Annotated in this window: 18 protein-coding genes; 6 read left to right on the top strand and 12 right to left on the bottom strand. The window is 40.9% G+C overall.

Going from position 1 to position 17,772, the window contains the following annotated elements; all coding sequences use genetic code 11:
• Positions 1 to 22 precede the first annotated feature (22 nt).
• From BO219_RS09120 to dnaE, 3 genes are all read right to left on the bottom strand, one after another.
• On the bottom strand, positions 23 to 625 hold the full coding sequence (locus tag BO219_RS09120) for a FadR/GntR family transcriptional regulator (RefSeq protein WP_171700401.1): 603 nt from the start codon (positions 623 to 625) through the stop codon (positions 23 to 25).
• On the bottom strand, positions 612 to 1,865 hold the full coding sequence (gene ystJ / locus BO219_RS09115; RefSeq protein ID WP_077429298.1) for an NADP-dependent malic enzyme: 1,254 nt from the start codon (positions 1,863 to 1,865) through the stop codon (positions 612 to 614). Before ystJ ends, BO219_RS09120 begins: the two co-directional genes overlap by 14 nt.
• Before the next feature lie 87 nt (positions 1,866 to 1,952).
• Positions 1,953 to 5,174, bottom strand: a complete 3,222-nt coding sequence (dnaE, locus tag BO219_RS09110; protein WP_077429297.1) for a DNA polymerase III subunit alpha — start codon at positions 5,172 to 5,174, stop codon at positions 1,953 to 1,955.
• A gap of 113 nt (positions 5,175 to 5,287) precedes the next feature.
• On the opposite strand from dnaE, the gene ytrH reads away from it, so the two are divergent.
• Both ytrH and ytrI read left to right on the top strand, forming a co-directional pair.
• Complete coding sequence (ytrH, locus tag BO219_RS09105; protein WP_021093776.1) at positions 5,288 to 5,626, top strand: sporulation membrane protein YtrH; 339 nt, start codon at positions 5,288 to 5,290, stop codon at positions 5,624 to 5,626.
• Entirely contained in the window at positions 5,623 to 6,123 is a 501-nt protein-coding gene (gene ytrI / locus BO219_RS09100; RefSeq protein WP_077429296.1) for a sporulation membrane protein YtrI, read from the top strand. The genes ytrH and ytrI overlap by 4 nt, the downstream gene beginning before the upstream one ends.
• An 8-nt stretch (positions 6,124 to 6,131) precedes the next feature.
• Here the strand turns inward: ytrI and BO219_RS09095 are convergent, their stop codons facing one another.
• On the bottom strand, positions 6,132 to 7,079 hold the full coding sequence (locus tag BO219_RS09095; protein ID WP_077429295.1) for a DHH family phosphoesterase: 948 nt from the start codon (positions 7,077 to 7,079) through the stop codon (positions 6,132 to 6,134).
• 99 nt (positions 7,080 to 7,178) lie between these two features.
• Between BO219_RS09095 and BO219_RS09090 the strand changes: the two genes are divergently transcribed.
• The gene (locus BO219_RS09090; RefSeq protein WP_077429294.1) at positions 7,179 to 7,478 is read left to right on the top strand and encodes a YtpI family protein; all 300 of its coding nucleotides are present in this window, start codon (positions 7,179 to 7,181) and stop codon (positions 7,476 to 7,478) included.
• A gap of 15 nt (positions 7,479 to 7,493) precedes the next feature.
• Here the strand turns inward: BO219_RS09090 and BO219_RS09085 are convergent, their stop codons facing one another.
• Together BO219_RS09085 and BO219_RS09080 are read right to left on the bottom strand one after the other, a co-directional pair.
• Complete coding sequence (locus tag BO219_RS09085) at positions 7,494 to 8,804, bottom strand: CBS domain-containing protein (RefSeq protein ID WP_006320843.1); 1,311 nt, start codon at positions 8,802 to 8,804, stop codon at positions 7,494 to 7,496.
• Between the two features lie 74 nt (positions 8,805 to 8,878).
• Positions 8,879 to 9,556, bottom strand: a complete 678-nt coding sequence (locus BO219_RS09080; protein WP_006320842.1) for a metal-dependent hydrolase — start codon at positions 9,554 to 9,556, stop codon at positions 8,879 to 8,881.
• Between the two features lie 108 nt (positions 9,557 to 9,664).
• Between BO219_RS09080 and BO219_RS09075 the strand changes: the two genes are divergently transcribed.
• Positions 9,665 to 10,756 carry a M24 family metallopeptidase gene (locus BO219_RS09075; RefSeq protein WP_077429293.1) on the top strand — a complete coding sequence of 364 codons (1,092 nt, stop codon included), beginning with the start codon at positions 9,665 to 9,667 and terminating at the stop codon, positions 10,754 to 10,756.
• Positions 10,757 to 10,773: 17 nt separating this feature from the next.
• On the opposite strand, the gene BO219_RS09070 is transcribed toward BO219_RS09075, so the two are convergent.
• Together BO219_RS09070 and BO219_RS15035 are read right to left on the bottom strand one after the other, a co-directional pair.
• The gene (locus BO219_RS09070; protein WP_171700397.1) at positions 10,774 to 11,553 is read right to left on the bottom strand and encodes an SDR family oxidoreductase; all 780 of its coding nucleotides are present in this window, start codon (positions 11,551 to 11,553) and stop codon (positions 10,774 to 10,776) included.
• A 74-nt stretch (positions 11,554 to 11,627) separates the two neighbouring features.
• On the bottom strand, positions 11,628 to 11,756 hold the full coding sequence (locus BO219_RS15035) for a hypothetical protein (RefSeq protein WP_006320834.1): 129 nt from the start codon (positions 11,754 to 11,756) through the stop codon (positions 11,628 to 11,630).
• Positions 11,757 to 11,861: 105 nt separating this feature from the next.
• Between BO219_RS15035 and BO219_RS09065 the strand changes: the two genes are divergently transcribed.
• A complete protein-coding gene (locus BO219_RS09065) occupies positions 11,862 to 12,314 on the top strand; it encodes a universal stress protein (protein WP_009361531.1) in 453 nt (150 codons plus the stop codon).
• Between the two features lie 12 nt (positions 12,315 to 12,326).
• Here BO219_RS09065 and argH read toward each other — a convergent pair whose 3' ends face one another.
• Both argH and BO219_RS09055 read right to left on the bottom strand, forming a co-directional pair.
• The gene (gene argH / locus BO219_RS09060) at positions 12,327 to 13,703 is read right to left on the bottom strand and encodes an argininosuccinate lyase (protein ID WP_077429291.1); all 1,377 of its coding nucleotides are present in this window, start codon (positions 13,701 to 13,703) and stop codon (positions 12,327 to 12,329) included.
• Complete coding sequence (locus BO219_RS09055) at positions 13,700 to 14,908, bottom strand: argininosuccinate synthase (RefSeq protein WP_077429290.1); 1,209 nt, start codon at positions 14,906 to 14,908, stop codon at positions 13,700 to 13,702. The genes argH and BO219_RS09055 overlap by 4 nt, the downstream gene beginning before the upstream one ends.
• A gap of 146 nt (positions 14,909 to 15,054) precedes the next feature.
• Here BO219_RS09055 and BO219_RS09050 point away from each other — a divergent pair, with 146 nt between their 5' ends.
• Entirely contained in the window at positions 15,055 to 15,369 is a 315-nt protein-coding gene (locus BO219_RS09050; RefSeq protein WP_077429289.1) for a hypothetical protein, read from the top strand.
• Between the two features lie 26 nt (positions 15,370 to 15,395).
• On the opposite strand, the gene BO219_RS09045 is transcribed toward BO219_RS09050, so the two are convergent.
• Positions 15,396 to 16,589, bottom strand: a complete 1,194-nt coding sequence (locus tag BO219_RS09045) for an acetate kinase (RefSeq protein WP_077429288.1) — start codon at positions 16,587 to 16,589, stop codon at positions 15,396 to 15,398.
• Between the two features lie 157 nt (positions 16,590 to 16,746).
• Positions 16,747 to 17,721, bottom strand: coding sequence for a class I SAM-dependent methyltransferase (locus BO219_RS09040; protein WP_077429287.1), 975 nt, complete (start codon positions 17,719 to 17,721; stop codon positions 16,747 to 16,749).
• Positions 17,722 to 17,772 lie beyond the last annotated feature (51 nt).

The following is a 17,772-nucleotide window of genomic DNA, read 5'->3' as shown; positions in this document are numbered from 1 at the left end:
CAACTTTGTTTGTCATATTGTGTCAGTTCTCTTTCGACATTTTTTGCATCACGTATTGTTCATACATCGCTATTGCTTCTTCGCACGACCGTTTTTGTAACGCCACCCACATTTGTTCATAAAATTCGGAAGGGAGAGTCAACGTATAGATGTGTTTAAAAAAGTCGGTTAATACGAGCCAAATGCGTAGCAACAAATAGTTATCCGTCGCTTCTACAATTCGCCGAAAAAATGAATGATACGTATGTTCCTCCCGTTTGATACGCTCAAGCTTCTCATCCGTCAGTCGTTCGCAGGCAAGCTGCAAACATATTCGTTCGATAAGAACTTTTGTTTCGATTAAATCTCGTTTTTCCCGATTTCCTTGTAAAATAAACGAGCCGAGAAGCTGAATAAGCTGATGGTCACCAAACGGTTTCATAAACGTTCCTTCCCCACGACGCGTTTCAATTAATCCGAGCAACTCCAACGCCCGCAACGCTTCACGAACAGAAGAGCGTCCGACTCCTAATCGGTCGGCTAGCTCTCGTTCAGATGGCAACCGGTCTCCAGGTTGAAGACCTGCTTCTTCAATCATGCGATGAATTTGCCAAAACGTTTCGATGTACACTTTAGAAGTAGTCATGTTCATGCTCACCTGCAATCACAGCTAATTGTCGTGTTCGCTTTTCTACTTCTTTTGGATCAACAATCACTTGCGCAACCCCCGTTTCCATCGCCGCTTTCGCCACAGCAGCGGCAACGGCTGGAGCGACACGCGGATCGAACGGAGCAGGGATGACATAATCCGCACGTAGCTCGTCCTCTGTAATTAAGTTGGCGATTGCCTCAACGGCTGCCATTTTCATTTGTTCATTAATTTGCTTGGCGCGCACATCAAGCGCTCCTCTGAAAATACCTGGAAATGCTAAAACATTATTCACTTGATTCGGATAATCAGAACGCCCGGTGCCAACAACAGTTGCACCTGCTTGTAACGCGTCTTCCGGCATAATTTCTGGCGTTGGATTTGCCATCGCAAAAATAATTGCATCTCGATTCATCGTTTCGATCATGCTAGCTGTCAATGCCCCTGCAACCGACACACCAATGAATACATCTGCACCAACAATCACTTCTTGTAACGTCCCTGATTTTTTCTCCACGTTTGTCCATTGCGCAATTTCATGTTTGATGTCATTCATTCCGTACGGACGTCCTTCATAAATTGCCCCTTTGGAATCGCACATGATCATATGTTTAACGCCATAACAGCGAAGCAATTTAATAATCGCTATTCCTGCCGCCCCTGCCCCGTTAATGACAACTCGAATGTCTTCTATTTTTTTATTCACTAACTTTAATGCATTTACTAAACCAGCAACGGTTACAATCGCTGTTCCATGTTGGTCGTCATGAAAAACAGGGATATTTAATTCCTGCTTTAAGCGTTCTTCAATGATAAAACAATGCGGAGCCGCGATATCTTCCAAGTTAATGCCACCAAATGTCGGCTCAAGTAGTTTTACTGTTTGAATGATTTGTTCCGCGTCTGATGTATTTAAACAAATCGGAAACGCATCAACTCCAGCAAAACTTTTAAAAAGGACTGCTTTCCCTTCCATGACTGGTAACGCTGCTTCTGCTCCAATATTTCCAAGTCCTAATACTGCGCTTCCATTCGATACAACCGCCACCGTATTCGCTTTTAACGTATAATCGTATATTTTGCTCGGTTCTTGATGGATCACTTTGCACGGTTCTGCTACACCGGGAGAATAAGCTAAACTTAAATCGTAAGCATTTTTTAACGGCACTTTCGCCTTTACTTCTAATTTTCCTTGATAGCGCTCATGCATATGGAGCGCTTCTTTAAACAAAGACACGACATATTCCTCCCTAACAAGTGGTCACTGGTCTGACCACTTAACTTCTATAAAAATATAATAAAAATGAGAAATAGTAAAGCATTTTTATTTCACAACGACATTCCCATCGCCAAGCAATGCTGTCAATTGCCGAATGCTCTCATCGTTTGGGGATACTGCGTACTCATGGGAGAGCTGCACTTTTTTTCGTTCCGTTTCATAATACAAAATGACAGGTGCATGTCCACGATGAGTGGTTAGCACATCCTTCAACTGCTTTAACACAACTGGCGATGCATGCTGTTCATCAATTTTGATATACACACATACTGGTTTTCTCACTTGTTGTACAATGAGATGCCACCCGCTCGATCGCTGTTCTATTTTTCCTTCCATATACAGTATGCTTCCTTGTTGCAATAAATCATGAAACCGCCGATAACTCGTCGGAAATACGACCGCTTGCCATTCATCGCTATCATCACAAATTGTAGCAAACGCCATTTCTTCCCCTTTTTTCGTCCGTTTTCTCGTCACCTCCTCAACATATACAATTACTTTGCCATGATTCACATTTTCTTTCGTCCATTCATACATGCGCTTTGCTCCCCACATCGAATAAAAATGTGAAAATGATTCAACCGGATGAGGGGACACGTATACGTTCAGCCATTGTTTTTCATATTTTAGTTGATCGATAAGCGATAACGGCTCAGCATGAACGTATTTTGGCTGTACATGAAGAGAGAAATTCATCAACTCCGCATGCTCAATCGCAACATCGATGCTTGCGTAAAGGGTGGCACGTTCAATATGAAACTCGTCAAAACAACCTGAAAAAATAAGCGCCTCGACCACTTTTTTTTGTGAAGATTCCATACGTAGCCGTGAAACAAAATCAAAAAAATCGGAAAATGGACGTTTTTGACGCTCTCGAATCACTTCTTTGACAAAAGCAACGCTCACTTGCTTAATCGCTAACAATCCAAAGCGAATACCGTTATCATCAACGGTAAAGTGCCCTTCGCTCCGTGCAATGGAAGGAGGGAGTAGCCGTATTTTTTTGCTCCGAAGTTCGTGTACACATTGCATCATTTTTTCTTTTTGCCCACTTACGTTTGTTAGTACAGCAGCATAAAAATCAAGCGGATAATGTGCTTTAATATACGCAAGCATATATGCGATGTAGCTATATGCTACCGCGTGGCTACGGTTAAACCCATATCCAGCAAAACGAACGATAAGCTCATACAATTCGTTTGCGAGATGCGCATCATACCCATTTTGTATGCATCCCTCAATGAAGTGTTTTTTCTCTTTTTCCATTTGTCCAACGTCTTTTTTACTTATTGCTCGACGTAATAAATCTGCCTGAGCTAATGAAAATTTCGCCATTTGTTCAGCGATTTTCATAATTTGTTCTTGGTACACGATGACGCCATATGTCGATTGCAAAATCGACTGCAAATCATCATGCATGTAACGGATCGGTTCACGGCCATGTTTACGAGCAATATATGTTGGAATTTGTTCCATCGGTCCTGGACGAAATAAAGCGTTTACTGCAACAATATCTTCAAACGTTGTCGGTTGTAATTCGCGCAATACCCGCTTCATCCCTTCTGACTCAAGCTGAAACACACCAAATGTATCTCCTCGGCTTAAAAGTGCATACGTTTTTTGATCATCAATTGGCATGTTTTCAAAACTCAAACGATGACCTGTACGTTGTTCAATGCTTTGAATCATTTGTTCGATCATCGTTAAATTTTTAAGCGCAAGTAAATCGAATTTTAGTAGTCCTAGTCGTTCAAGCGCATCCATTGCATATTGTGTCACATATGTTGTCGTCTGCCCGCTTTGAAGAGGAATGATGTCCATTAATGGACGTGGGCTGATCACAATACCGGCAGCATGAACGGACGTATGCTTCGGTAATCCTTCAATTCGTTGTGCAACGTAGTGCCATGGGCGCGTATGATCAAAGCTTCCGGTTGCTAGCGTTTGTTGGATTTCGCTTTCATCGACATCAAAAACACGACCAACTTCACGAACAGCAGAACGCATCCCGAAAGTTCCAAACGTCACAATTTGTGCAACGTGGTCGGGTCCGTATTTTTGTTCAATGTAACGAATCACTTCTTCACGACGATCATCAGGAAAATCGATATCAATATCTGGGAGAGATAAACGTGCTGGATTTAAAAAACGCTCAAACAATAACCCATATTGCAAAGGGTCGACTTGGGTAATACCGAGTATATAAGCGACGAGCGATCCAGCGGCTGATCCACGTCCTGGTCCCGTTAACATGCCTCGCCCACGAGCAAAACGCACAAAATCAGCAACGATTAAAAAATAGTCACTAAAATTCATCTGTTGAATGATTTGCAGTTCATATTGCAATCGAGCGACATATGCTTTTGGTAGATCAGGAAACCGTTTCGTGAATTGCTCCCAACACCACGTTTGCAAATATTCGTCAGCTGTTTTCCCCGAAGGAACAGGATAGCGCGGCATAAACCATTTTTTAGACTCAAACGTCACATGACATCGTTGGGCAATGCGTACCGTCTCCTCGACCGCTTCATAACAATTTGAAAATAACGCGGCCATTTCGTGAGCGCTTTTTAAATGATATTCATTTGTTGCTAAACGCGGACGTGTCGGGTCAGCCATTTTCTTTCCGTGTTTCATCGCAAGTAAACATTCAAAAGCAAGTGCATCTTCTTTATACATGTAGCGTACATCGTTTGTCGCCACGAGCGGAATGTCCCATCGCTTACTATGTTCAAAAAGTAGTGACAACAAATGCTCTTGTTCTTGTAAGCCATGTCGCTGCACGTTTATATAAAAATCGCCACGGTGAAACAGCTTCGCATACGTTTGAACGATCGCCTCGGCTTGCTCAATTTCGCCGTTCAATAAATGTTGCTCCACCCGACCGTATACCCCACTTGTCATACCGATGAGTTCGCTCGTATGATGTGAGAAATCAAGTAAAGAAATGCCCTTTCCATCATTCATTTGAATGGCTGTAGCAATATGGACAAGTTGACGATACCCGTCGTTATTTTTTGCTAACAGCACGAGCTGATCAGTATGGCCATGTTCATCCATAATCGTTGCCATCATGCCGATAATCGGCTTAATTCCATGCGCTTGACACGCCTCATAAAAAGGCATAACGCCATAGAGGACGTTTTCATCTGTTAAAGCGATTGCTGGAAATTGAAGTTCACGTGCGCGCGTGACAAGTTCCTCTATTTTGACTGTGCTACTTAATAAGCTATAACCACTCCGCACTTGTAGATGGATAAACGACAATGTGTCTCCCACCTTTTCTATTTTTTTCTATTATATGCTCTATAAAAGCCGAAAAGCAAAACATACCTTGTTTATTTGTCCCATATACATAGTATACAGAAGGAGTGAGAGAGATGGAGATGAAAACGGCGTTTTTACCTGCTTTTATTCAAAGCTATTTCATTGCTTTAGGCGTGTTAGTTGGAGGAGCACTCATCGGAGGATTCGGGGCTTTTTTGTCTGGCGAACCGCCCCTGACGATGATGTATCGCTTTGCAAGCAGTTTAAAAATTTGGGCGTTAATTGCAGCTATTGGCGGTACGTTTGATACGTTTTACAGCGTAGAACGCGGATTTTTCCAAGGAGAAACACGTGATGTCATTAAACAATTTTTACTTATTTTATCGGCAACCGGCGGCGCACAAACAGGTATGACATTCATTCGCTGGTTTACACAGGAGCATGGCGCATGAGAGTTCCACCGTACACACGCGATCCAGGCTGGCAACGCTTTTTCGCTGGAGCGGCAATTGGTGCACTTATCAGTTGGATCGTTTTCTCACAAATTTTTGGCATTTTACAAGAAAAACAAGTGCGCCTGCTCAAAATGCAACAAGAAATTATTGCTCAATTAAAACACGATTTAAACATTTGGCAACAAGATTACATTCAGCTAAACAAAGAAAATAAAAAGCGACTAACAATCCAATCAATTGATGTAAAAGTGATCAATGCCAAATCTTATGGTATCGATACGTATACAACTTTTCGTATAGAGGAAGATATAAAAAAAGATATTCAACATATCACCGCAAAAGATATTGAAACAGTATATAAAAGTAGAGAACTATTAAAAAAAGCAATTGAAAATAAAACGTACATCATCGACAATCAGAAATACCATCTCGATATCGAAACGATTTTATTTTTCACTAATATATCTATTGAACTAAAATTAAAGCAACAGTAGAAAGCGTTCTACTGTTGCTTGCATACTTCGTTTAAATCTGCCAATACGTGTTTAACTTCTTCCCACGAATAAATCGACGCACCTGCTGCTAGCGGATGACCTCCGCCACGGTATTTTTTCGCCACTTCATTGACAATCGGACCTCTTGAACGAAGACGGACACGAATTTGATCATCTTCTTCCACAAAAAACACCCATGCTTTAATCCCTTCAATATTTCCAAGCACGCTCACAAGTTGTGAAGCCTCCGATGGCGTTGCATCATACTGCTTCAACAACTCTTTTGTTAATACAATATGAGCCACCCCATATTCAGATAGCTCGAAATTTTGCAACACATATCCGCTTAAATGTGCAATCGATAATTTCGTTCGATAAAGTTGATCATATAAATCGACAAACGAAAACCCGTATTCAACTAACTCGCTTGCGTATTTAAATGTTTTCGGATTTGTACTTGGGAAAAGAAAGCGACCTGTATCACCGACAATGCCCGCGTAAATGAGCCGAGCAGCTTCTTTCGTTAAAATGAGACCATGTTCTTTTCCAATTAAGTATAACTCATAAATCATTTCGCTAACGGAGCTTGCATTTGTATCTACCCATAAGATGTCACCGTACGGATCTTCATTCGGATGATGGTCGATTTTAATAATCTTTTTCCCTAGCTTATAGCGTTGATCGCATACCCGTTCTTCGTTTGCTGTATCGCAAACAATGACAAGTGCATCGTTATACATTTCATCCGGAACAACATCCATCTTACGTAAAAATTCAAGCGACGGCTCATCTTTTCCAACCGTATATACTCTTTTTTCTGGAAACGACGCTTGAATAAGCTCCGCTAATCCTCCTTGTGAACCGTACGCGTCGGGATCAGGACGGACGTGACGGTGAATAATAATCGTATCAAATTGTCGAATATGATCAATAATTTCCAGCACTTTTTGTTCCATGGCTCTTCTCCCTTTTTTTCTCCATTAAAACATATTTTATTATGATTCGAAAAGATGTAAAATAATCACGCAACAATTTTTTCTTTTGGAGGACTGAATATGCCAATATTTGTTATACTTATCGTTTTTTCGCTTTCGTTTTATTTGTATTACAAAATAAAATATGTCCGCAGTAAAAAGCCGATGGAACAAAAATGGATTAGCGCAAAATCAAGCATGGCGCTCGGGTCGTTTGTATTTTTCTTTGCGATCAACCAATTTTTCATTCATCGGTCGACAGTATCTCTCATCGTTGGCATTGTGCTTCTTCTCGTCGGTGCAGGGAGCATATGGGCAGGATACCGAGCTCATCGCTATTATTTTCCGCTTGCTGTAAAAGAAGCGGAAGAAACGAAATAGGCTGCCGTACGCAGCCTATTGTCGTTCAAGCAACTGACACATCATTAATGCCTTTCCGACAAGCGTCCCTTCGTTAAACACTTCAACGTCGACTTTCCCAAATTTCCGTCCAATTTCTAACAATTTCGGTTTAATATCGATCACACTATCAATTTGTACAGGCTTAATAAAGTAAATGGTAATGTTCTCTACCACCAAATCACCTCGTTTATGTAAACGAAGCGCGCGCGTAGCTGCCTCAGTTACAATTGTCGTAAATACACCATATGATAACGTTCCTAAATGGTTCGTCATTTGCGGAGTAATGTTACAGCGAAAAACGCCGTCAACTGTTTCAGTTAAAAATTGGGTCGTTACAATATCGTCAATCGTCTCGCCCACTTGCGGCTGACGTTGCACCATTTGCAACGCTTTCAATACGTCTTGGCGACTAATAATTCCTTGGAGCCGATCATATTCATCGACTACCGGCAACACTTCGATGCCTTCCCACACCATCATATGTGAAGCGGAAGCGACTGACGTTTTCCCGCTTACCGTAATCGGATGTTTCGTCATTACTTTTTCAATAAGCACATCGCGCTCATACCCCATCACATCTTTCGCCGTCACAATTCCTTGCACTTTTAATTGTTGATCAATGACTGGAAAACGGCTATGATTCGTTTCACGATTGAGCTCATACCACCTCTCAACTTGGTCGGTCACATACAAATATGCCGTTTTTTCAAATGGTGTTAAAATATCCTCAACGAGCACGATTTCTTTTTTAATCAACTGGTCATAAATGGCGCGATTAATCATCGTGGCAACCGTAAATGTATCGTAACTTGTCGAAATGATCGGCAACTGTCGCTCATCCGCTAATTTTTTCACGTGTTCTTCGGTATCGAAACCACCTGTAATTAACACACCTGCCCCAGCTTCAAGTGCTAATTCATGCGCTTTCGTTCGGTTCCCAACAATCAACAAATTCCCTGCACCTGTATAGCGCATCATCGCTTCGAGCTTCATTGCTCCGATCACAAATTTATTTAACGTTTTATGTAATCCTTCTTTCCCACCGAGCACTTGCCCATCCACGATATTAACGACTTCGGCATACGTTAACCTTTCAATATTTTCTTTCTTTTTTTGTTCAATTCGAATCGTTCCAACACGCTCAATCGTGCTTACATACCCTTTTGTTTCAGCGTCTTTAATGGCACGATAAGCCGTTCCTTCACTTACTCCCATTTCTTTCGCGATTTGACGAACAGATATTTTCTCTCCAACCGGTAAGCTTTCGATATATTGTAAAATTTGTTCGTGCTTCGTAATCGTCAAGTTGTCCCACCCTTTTTCGACAGTTTCTTACTTTATATTATAAGGGTGTGCATGTTGGCATTCAATGAACGTTTTTACAGTTCGATACTTTCGCCAATTCGTAAGACGCGACCAATCCCTTCAATCATTGACACAAACTGTTGTGGATCTTGTTGAATGACAGGAAATGTATTGTAATGAATTGGAACAACCATTTTCGCCTTTAACCATTTTGCTGCGATCGCCGCATCCTCCGGTCCCATCGTAAAGTTATCTCCAATTGGTAAAAACGCCACATCAATATCATTCATTTCACCAATAAGTTTCATATCAGAAAATAACGCTGTATCCCCGGCATGATAAATCGTTTTTCCTTCGGCCTGAAATAAAATACCGCTCGGCATTCCTGTATACACAATCGTTTCATTTTCTTCTACGTAGCTAGAGCCGTGAAATGCTTGGGTGAATTTGATCTTTCCAAAATCAAACGTAAATGATCCACCAATATGCATCGGATGGATGCGAACACCTTTCCAGCTCAAATACGTAGCTAATTCATACGGAGCAATGACGAGGGCATCGTTCTTTTTCGCTAATGAGACCGTATCACCGACATGATCATTATGGCCATGTGTTAATAAAATGACATCGACATGAACGTCCTCTGCTTTTAAGTCGGTTAGCGGATTTCCTGTAATAAAAGGATCAATGAAAATTGTTTTGCCGTTCGTTTCAATTTTTACAACAGAATGTCCGTGATAAGTGAGCTTCATCTTTCCTTCTCCTTTCTTCGTTTTTTACATGATTTTGTTTCTTCGTTTTTGCACTATTTCCTTCTTTTTTCATTCGTGATAAGCTGAAAAAGAAAGGATGTGAACAGGATGGAACGAATAAGTAAACTCCAACAAAAATTGAAAGAAACAAACGCGTCATGGGCGTTCATTACATCGACAGCAAACGTTTTTTATTTTAGCAACTTTTACAGCAATCCACATGAACGATTGTTAGCTATTGTTATATTTCCAAATGACGAACCGTTTCTCATTTGTCCAGAAATGGATGCAAATCAAGCAAAGCAAGCGGGTTGGCCATATGCGATCGTCAGCTATGATGATGTACATAATCCGTGGCGTATGTTGAGCAATGAATTGAACAAGAGAAATGTACAAACAGAACAAATCGGCATCGAGAAATCCCATGTGACAGTAAGTCGTCTTGAACAACTTCAATCATATTTTCCTCATGCCTCATTTGTCGATTTGACCGATACGCTTCATGAGTTACGAATGATCAAAGATGAAAAAGAGCTACAAACACTTCGTCAAGCGGCTGAATTAGCCGATTTTGCTGTCGATATCGGTGTTCATTCCATAAAAGAAGGAAGAACAGAATTAGAAATCATTGCTACAATTGAGTACGAGTTAAAGAAAAAAGGAGTGCGCACGATGGCATTTGATACGATGGTTCTCGTTGGAACAAATAGCGCACATCCTCACGGTGTCCCAGGAATGAATCGCATTCAATCGGGGGATTTTGTTTTGTTTGACCTTGGTATCGTGCTTGATGGATATTGTTCCGACATTACGCGCACGGTCGTATTCGGGCAACCAACAGAAGAACAAAAACGCATATACAACACCGTCTTACAAGCACAGCAAGCTGCGATTCATACATGTCAAATTGGTGCATCCATCGGAAGCATTGACAAGGCAGCTCGTTCACGAATTGAACAAGAAGGTTACGGGGCGTACTTCCCACATCGAATTGGTCATGGCCTCGGTATTGATGTTCATGAATATCCGTCAATGAACGCAACAAATACCATGCCACTTCAAGCAGGAATGGTATTTACAATTGAGCCCGGTATTTACGTCCCATCAGTCGGTGGCGTACGCATTGAAGACGATGTATATATGACTGAAAAAGGACCTCTTCTTTTAACAACATATCCAAAAGAACTACAAATTATATAGGCTGTCACAATGGCAGCCTATTTTCGATAACGATGAATGACATCAAGACCACCTGTCACTTCAATGACTGCTCCTGTAATCATATCAGAACAATCATCACATAAAAACTCCACAACACGAGCAATATCCTCTCCCGTCCCTGAACGGCCAATCGGCGTTATATCGTCTTTCATCTGGCGAGCATATGCAATTGTTGCTTCTTTCATTTCTCCAATAATATTCCCCGGACATACCATATTCGCTGTAATGCCATACTCCGCTTCTTCAAGTGCAATCGTTTTTGTTAATGAAACAAGCCCAACTTTTGCCGCGCTAAATGCTGAACGGTACATCCATCCTGGTGCGTGATCTGCTCCTTGAAAACCGTATGTCACAATGCGCCCAAAACGTTGATTTCGCATAATTGGTACAACTCGCTTAAATAAATGAAACATCGCACTTAAATTTCCTTCAATCATTTCATACCATTCGTCATCCGTATAATCGGCTAACTTTTTTCGCTCAAATATGTAAGGACCTGCATTATGAATTAAATAATCGATGCGTCCGAATTTGGCAACAGCTTCATCAACAATGCGAATTAAATCTTCTTTCTTCGTCACATCGCCTCGGACAAAATGAAGACGCTCATGACAGCCACGATACATTTCTTTTAACGCTTCAACAGCCTTTATGTCGCTCCGATAATGGACGGTAACAGCATATCCTTTGTTTAAAAATCGTTCCGTTACTTTTTTTCCGAGCCCTTTTGCCCCTGCCGTTACAATAGCATGCCTCACATTCATCCCTCCATCCATGCTTTACTATGTTTATCGTACTACAAACAGGCGGAGGAACACACTTATTATGCTTGTTAGAAACAAAAGAGGCATCATCGCCTCTTTTGTTCCTCCTCTTGTTCAATGACCCCGCTAATGTAGGCGTCTGTAATTTGTTCAGTCACTTCTGAAACGCCATTTTCATCATAATAAAGTTGTTCTTTTTGTTCCTTATCACGCATCGTTCTACTCCTTTCGTCATAAATTTTTCGACAATACGTAGTGTTTGTTTTACAAAAAATGATATACTTGAATTGGAAGGAAAATTTTTTATTGGGGGAGTGTTTATGTACAAGTACAAAAAAATTTTAGTAGCAGTCGACGGCTCAAAAGAAGCAGAATGGGCGTTTAAAAAAGCAATTGAAATTGCTAAACGGAACGATGCTTCACTCGTTCTTTCGCACATTATCGACGTTCGTTCATTCGCGACGATCGAAGCATACGATCGAACAGTGGCAGAACGAGCGGAAAAATTCGCAAAAGAATTGTTGCAATCATACGAAAAGCAAGCAGTCGATGCGGGCGTGAAAGAAGTCGTCACAGATATTGAGTACGGTTCCCCAAAAGTAAAAATTTCGAAAGAAGTCGCTCCGAAATATGAAGTAGATTTAATTGTTTGTGGCGCCACAGGAATGAGCGCTGTGGAACGATTTTTCATCGGAAGCGTTTCCGAACATATTACAAGATATGCGAAATGCGACGTACTCGTCGTACGCACACCTGAACAAACAGAGGCATAAAAGCGTTTGCTTTTATGCCTCTATCATTTGTTTTGCTTTCTCAATCGCTTTTTTCACTTCCGTAAACCCTGTTCCTCCTGCGCTCGTGCGACGGTTGACAGCTGTATACGGATTCAGCGCTTCATAAATGTCTTCCTCAAATAGAGGGGAAGCTTGTTGATACACATCAAGCGGTAAATCAGCTAAAAAAACACCTCGTTCAATACATGTCAGCACAAGTTTTCCGACGATTTCATGCGCCTCGCGAAACGGTACACCTTTTTTCGCTAAATAATCAGCTAGTTCCGTTGCATTTGAAAAATCTTGTTTCGTTGCTTTTTCCATCACATCTGTGCGGACTGTCATCGTTTCAATCATACCAGCAAAAATTTTTAAGCTGCCGATCACCGTTTGAACGGTATCAAACATTCCTTCTTTATCTTCTTGCATATCTTTATTGTAAGCAAGCGGTAGCCCTTTCATAACGGTCAATAAAGCCATTAAGTTCCCATACACTCGCCCCGTTTTCCCGCGAATGAGCTCAGCCATATCTGGATTTTTCTTTTGTGGCATAATGCTGCTTCCCGTCGCAAACGTATCATCCATTTCGATAAACTGAAACTCCTGGCTCGACCAAAGAATGAGCTCTTCACAAAAACGAGATAAATGCATCATTAAAATAGAGCTATTGCTTAAAAATTCAATAATAAAATCGCGATCACTTACCGCATCTAAACTATTTTCATATATGCTATCAAAACCGAGAAGTTGTGCTGTTAAATGGCGATCGATCGGAAACGTTGTCCCTGCGAGCGCTCCAGCACCGAGGGGTGATTTGTTAATTCGTTTGAGCGATTCGGTAAAACGTTCGCGATCCCGTTCAAACATCCATACATACGCCATGAGATGATGGGCAAACGAAATCGGCTGCGCCCGTTGCAAGTGTGTGTAACCCGGAATAAGCGTTTCGATATGTTGTTCTGCTTTTTCGACAAGCACACGTTGCAATTGCCGAATCAGTTCAATAATCTCCATCACTCGTTTTCGTAAATATAAATGCATATCTGTCGCCACTTGATCGTTTCGGCTTCTCCCTGTATGAAGCTTACCCCCAACAGGACCGATTTCATCAATTAACATTTTTTCAATGTTTAAATGAATGTCTTCATAAGCAACAGAAAAAGAAAGCTCTCCTCGTTTCGCTTTTTCTAATAGTTTTGTTAATCCTTGTTTGATCGTTTCAACATCTTCTTTTGGCAAAATGCCACATTCACCAAGCATCGTCACATGCGCGATACTTCCTTCGATATCTTCTTCAATAAGTTGTTGATCAAAATGGATCGATGCACCAAAGTCATCGACCCATTGTGCTGCTGTTTTTGTAAATCGTCCCCCCCATAACTTTCTCACACGTTCACCTTCTTTTCTCCATTGACGATGCTATATACTTTTGTAGGCAAGCCAAATAGGGAAATAAATCCGACAGCCGCTTGATGATCGAATTCATCTTCTGCTGTATACGTCGCTAATTTTTCATCATATAACGAAAACGGAGATTTCCGACCTTCTACAATCGCATGGCCCTTAAACAATTTCACGCGTACAACGCCTGTAACATTTTTTTGTGTTTCCTTTAAAAATGCAACGAGCGCATCTTTTAGTGGTGAAAACCAAAGGCCGTTATAGATGACTTCTGCGATTTTTTGCTCAATGATCGGCTTGAAGTGAGCGACTTCTTTAACAAGTGTTAAATCTTCTAACTCTTTATGCGCTTTAATGAGCGTCATCGCGCCAGGACATTCGTACACTTCACGCGATTTAATGCCAACGAGTCGGTTCTCAACATGATCGATGCGGCCGACGCCATGTTTCCCTGCTAATGTATTTAATTGTAAGATGAGCTCTGCAAGCGCATATGCTTTTCCGTTAATTGTTTTCGGTATCCCTTGCTCAAAGCCGATTTCAATGATGTCTGGTTCATTCGGTGTATGCTCAAGCGCAACTGTTAACTCGTATGCTTCTTCTGGCGGCGCAGCCCACGGGTCTTCTAAAATGCCACATTCGTTACTTCTTCCCCATAAGTTTTGATCGATGGAAAATGGACTATCTAAATCGATTGGAATCGGAATGTGATGTTGTTTCGCATATTCGATTTCCTCTTCACGTGACCATTTCCACTCCCGAACAGGTGCAATCACTTTTAAATTCGGATTTAATGCTTGAATCGATACTTCAAAGCGCACTTGGTCATTTCCTTTTCCTGTGCAACCGTGCGCAACAGCAACCGCTCCTTCTAATTCAGCAATTTCAACAAGCTTTTTTGAAATTAACGGACGGGACAACGCAGAGACAAGTGGGTATTTTCCTTCATATAGCGCATGGGCTTGTAAAGCAATTAACGCATATTCATTCGCAAACTCTTCTTTTGCGTCAATCATGTATGACTTGACAGCACCAACTTTTAGCGCTTTTTCTTTTACAAATTCTAAGTCTTTTCCTTCACCCACATCTAAGCAACAAGCAACAACATCATATCCTTGTTCTTGTAGCCATTTAATCGCTACCGATGTATCTAAACCTCCTGAATAAGCGAGCACCACTTTTGGATTTGCCATAATCGTTCCTCCTTGAAGAATAAAAATACTTATATATTTATATTTATTCATTTCGCATATTAATAATGTAACAGCTATTTTTCTTTTTTTCAATAACTATTTTGATTAAAATAAAAATTAATAAGCGAAAAGGATGGGAGAATAATATGAGTGCACATTTTATATATGATGAACGCCTTGGCATTCGCCTGCCACATTTACAAAAAGAATGGGACATGTACACAAAAGAAGAACAAGCAGAAATTTTATTAGAATGGGAGACGATTCGTGGCAAAATTCCTGATCGAATTATCGAGCTAGAACAACAAATTAATGAAAAGCAACGACAGCTTGGAGAAGAAAATGATTTCGCTCGCTCATGCACGCTCAACTCTGAAATTGCAGCGCTCGCGTCCATCATTAACGATTTATGGATTTGGTATCGAATGAATCAAACCGTTACAAATCGCATACATCAATAAAAAAGGTGCCCATACGGACACCTTTTTTACGCTAAATTCGCCAATCTCATCACATCACGGGCGATCATAACCTCTTCATTCGTTGGAATGACTAATACTTTTACCGGAGAATGCGGATAACTAATAAACGCTTCTTTGCCGCGCACTTTATTTAATGCCGGATCCCAGTAAACGCCCATAAATTCAAGACCACGCAATACTTTTGCACGGACGACATCACTATTTTCTCCAATGCCTGCTGTGAAAATAATCGCATCGACGCCGCACATGCGCGCTGCGTATGAGCCGATGTATTTATGAATGCGCCCAGCAAACACTTCGAGCGCTAATTCTGCGCGTTGATCACCTTTTGCAGCTGCTTCTTCAATATCGCGTAAATCGCTTGAAAAACCAGTTAAACCAAGCATACCGCTCTTTTTATTTAAAATATCAATGACTTCCTCGGCTGTTTTCCCTGTTTTTTGCATAATGTACGGGATTAGCGCTGGGTCGATGTTTCCTGAGCGCGTCCCCATCGCTACACCTGCAAGCGGTGTAAAGCCCATCGACGTATCGATCGATTTCCCGCCTTCTACCGCTGCAATACTTGCTCCATTTCCTAAATGACAAGAAATTAAACGAAGTTGCTCAATTGGGCGGCCTAATAGCTCAGCTGCACGTTGTGTCACATATTTATGTGATGTGCCGTGAAACCCGTATTTACGAATGCCGAACTTTTCGTAATACTCATATGGCAAGCTATATAAAAACGACTGTTCTGGCATCGTCTGATGGAATGCTGTATCAAATACTGCAACCGCTGGTACGTTCGGTAACACTTCACGAAACGCTTTGATGCCGACAACGTTTGCTGGGTTGTGCAATGGCGCTAAATCAGATAAGTCTTCAATTTCTTTTAACGTCTCATCTGTAATTAAAACGGAGTCGCTAAATTTCTCTCCACCATGTACCACACGATGACCAATTCCTTCGATTTCGTCAAACGATTGAATAATACCAAGTTCAATTAATTTATCAAGCAACATTTTTACAGCAACCGCATGATCCGAAATTGGCGTTACTTCTTTTATTTTTTCACCATTGACTGTAATATTAAAAATCGCATCTTCAAAACCAATTCGCTCAACAACACCTTTTGTTAATACTTCCTCGCTCGGCATGTTGAACAATTGAAATTTTAACGAAGAACTTCCTGCATTGATCGCAATGACTTTTGGCATTTGATTAAACAGCTCCTTTAACATCGTTCACAATTATTGTATGCAAATATGCGAATTTCATCGGTACGTCTCTCATTTTACGGGTCGTTCATCGCCCTTTTCAAGTATACAAATTGGACGAAAACGTTTTCTTCACATATTTGTTATATTCAGAAGGTTATGAACGATTTTCTTTCAGCCATTGTTCAAGCTTCACGACCATCGCTTGCATCGCCTCTTTATTTGAGAAGCTAGGGAGCTGTGCGAGCAATGCTTGTTTCGGTGCTTTTGCATGCGCGCCTTTCTTTTGCAAAATAAAAATACTTTTCGCTGCCTTTTCATTTTTAAACATCGAAAGCGGAAGTTGCAACAAGCCTTGAATAAACGTTTCTTCTTTGATGAAAGCATGCAGTTGTTTTGATTCGTCTGATGTAAACAGCGTATTTGGAATTACGAGAAATACATACCCGTCTTCTTTCGTATAACGAATACTTTGCTCAATAAACAAATAATGAGCGTATGAATGACCGCTTTTTGCATGTAAACGAAATGACTTGGCATTTTCATCGTCTGGATAATATCCGATCGGCAAATCGCACACAACTACATCAACCGGCTCAATAAACAACGGCTTTAAGCTGTCTTGATGAAATAATTGAATTTCATGTTGTTGTAAATTTGCATTCACATAAGCGAGCTTTAATAGTAAATCGTCTACATCCGCCCCATAACTTCTTACTTTTTTATTCGTCAGTTGATTCAACACAGCTGTCATTAAATTTCCTGTACCAATAGCAGGATCGAGAAGCGATAACGAAAAATACGTTTTTGTAAATTCATCAACTAAATAGCCAATAAATACTGAGACCGCATCCGGTGTCATTTGATGGTGTGGCTGTACGTACTCCTTCATTCCTTTCAACATCGCTAATTGCAACGCTTTACGGATGTGTTCATTTTTCCATTCGTGCAAATGAACAGATGCATACTCCTTTTGTAACCGTTTCTTTAACAACTCGCTCACTTCTTCTTGCAAGACATCCTCATGAAATAAGTTTTCACCTGTTTCCGCAACTGCCTCTAAATACGAACATTTTAATTCTTCTTGTAACCATGTCGCCGTTTCATCAATGACTGTAAATAGCTTTTCCAATACACTTCACTCCTTTCTGTCCGACATTTTATTTTAGAAAATGTAAACGAA

This window comes from Anoxybacillus kestanbolensis (assembly GCF_001996285.1).
GTDB classification, from domain to species: Bacteria; Bacillota; Bacilli; order Bacillales; family Anoxybacillaceae; genus Anoxybacillus; species Anoxybacillus kestanbolensis_A.
This window is presented reverse-complemented; position numbering and strand designations above follow the sequence as displayed.

Coding starts and splice junctions, on each gene's coding strand:
- BO219_RS09120 (WP_171700401.1), bottom strand. CDS start 625: ATGACTACTTCTAAAGTGTACATCGAAACGTTTTGGCAAATTCATCGC.
- ytrH (WP_021093776.1), top strand. CDS start 5,288: ATGGAGATGAAAACGGCGTTTTTACCTGCTTTTATTCAAAGCTATTTC.
- ytrI (WP_077429296.1), top strand. CDS start 5,623: ATGAGAGTTCCACCGTACACACGCGATCCAGGCTGGCAACGCTTTTTC.
- BO219_RS09095 (WP_077429295.1), bottom strand. CDS start 7,079: ATGGAACAAAAAGTGCTGGAAATTATTGATCATATTCGACAATTTGAT.
- BO219_RS09090 (WP_077429294.1), top strand. CDS start 7,179: ATGCCAATATTTGTTATACTTATCGTTTTTTCGCTTTCGTTTTATTTG.
- BO219_RS09080 (WP_006320842.1), bottom strand. CDS start 9,556: ATGAAGCTCACTTATCACGGACATTCTGTTGTAAAAATTGAAACGAAC.
- BO219_RS09075 (WP_077429293.1), top strand. CDS start 9,665: ATGGAACGAATAAGTAAACTCCAACAAAAATTGAAAGAAACAAACGCG.
- BO219_RS09070 (WP_171700397.1), bottom strand. CDS start 11,553: ATGGATGGAGGGATGAATGTGAGGCATGCTATTGTAACGGCAGGGGCA.
- BO219_RS15035 (WP_006320834.1), bottom strand. CDS start 11,756: ATGCGTGATAAGGAACAAAAAGAACAACTTTATTATGATGAAAATGGC.
- BO219_RS09065 (WP_009361531.1), top strand. CDS start 11,862: ATGTACAAGTACAAAAAAATTTTAGTAGCAGTCGACGGCTCAAAAGAA.
- BO219_RS09055 (WP_077429290.1), bottom strand. CDS start 14,908: ATGGCAAATCCAAAAGTGGTGCTCGCTTATTCAGGAGGTTTAGATACA.
- BO219_RS09050 (WP_077429289.1), top strand. CDS start 15,055: ATGAGTGCACATTTTATATATGATGAACGCCTTGGCATTCGCCTGCCA.
- BO219_RS09045 (WP_077429288.1), bottom strand. CDS start 16,589: ATGCCAAAAGTCATTGCGATCAATGCAGGAAGTTCTTCGTTAAAATTT.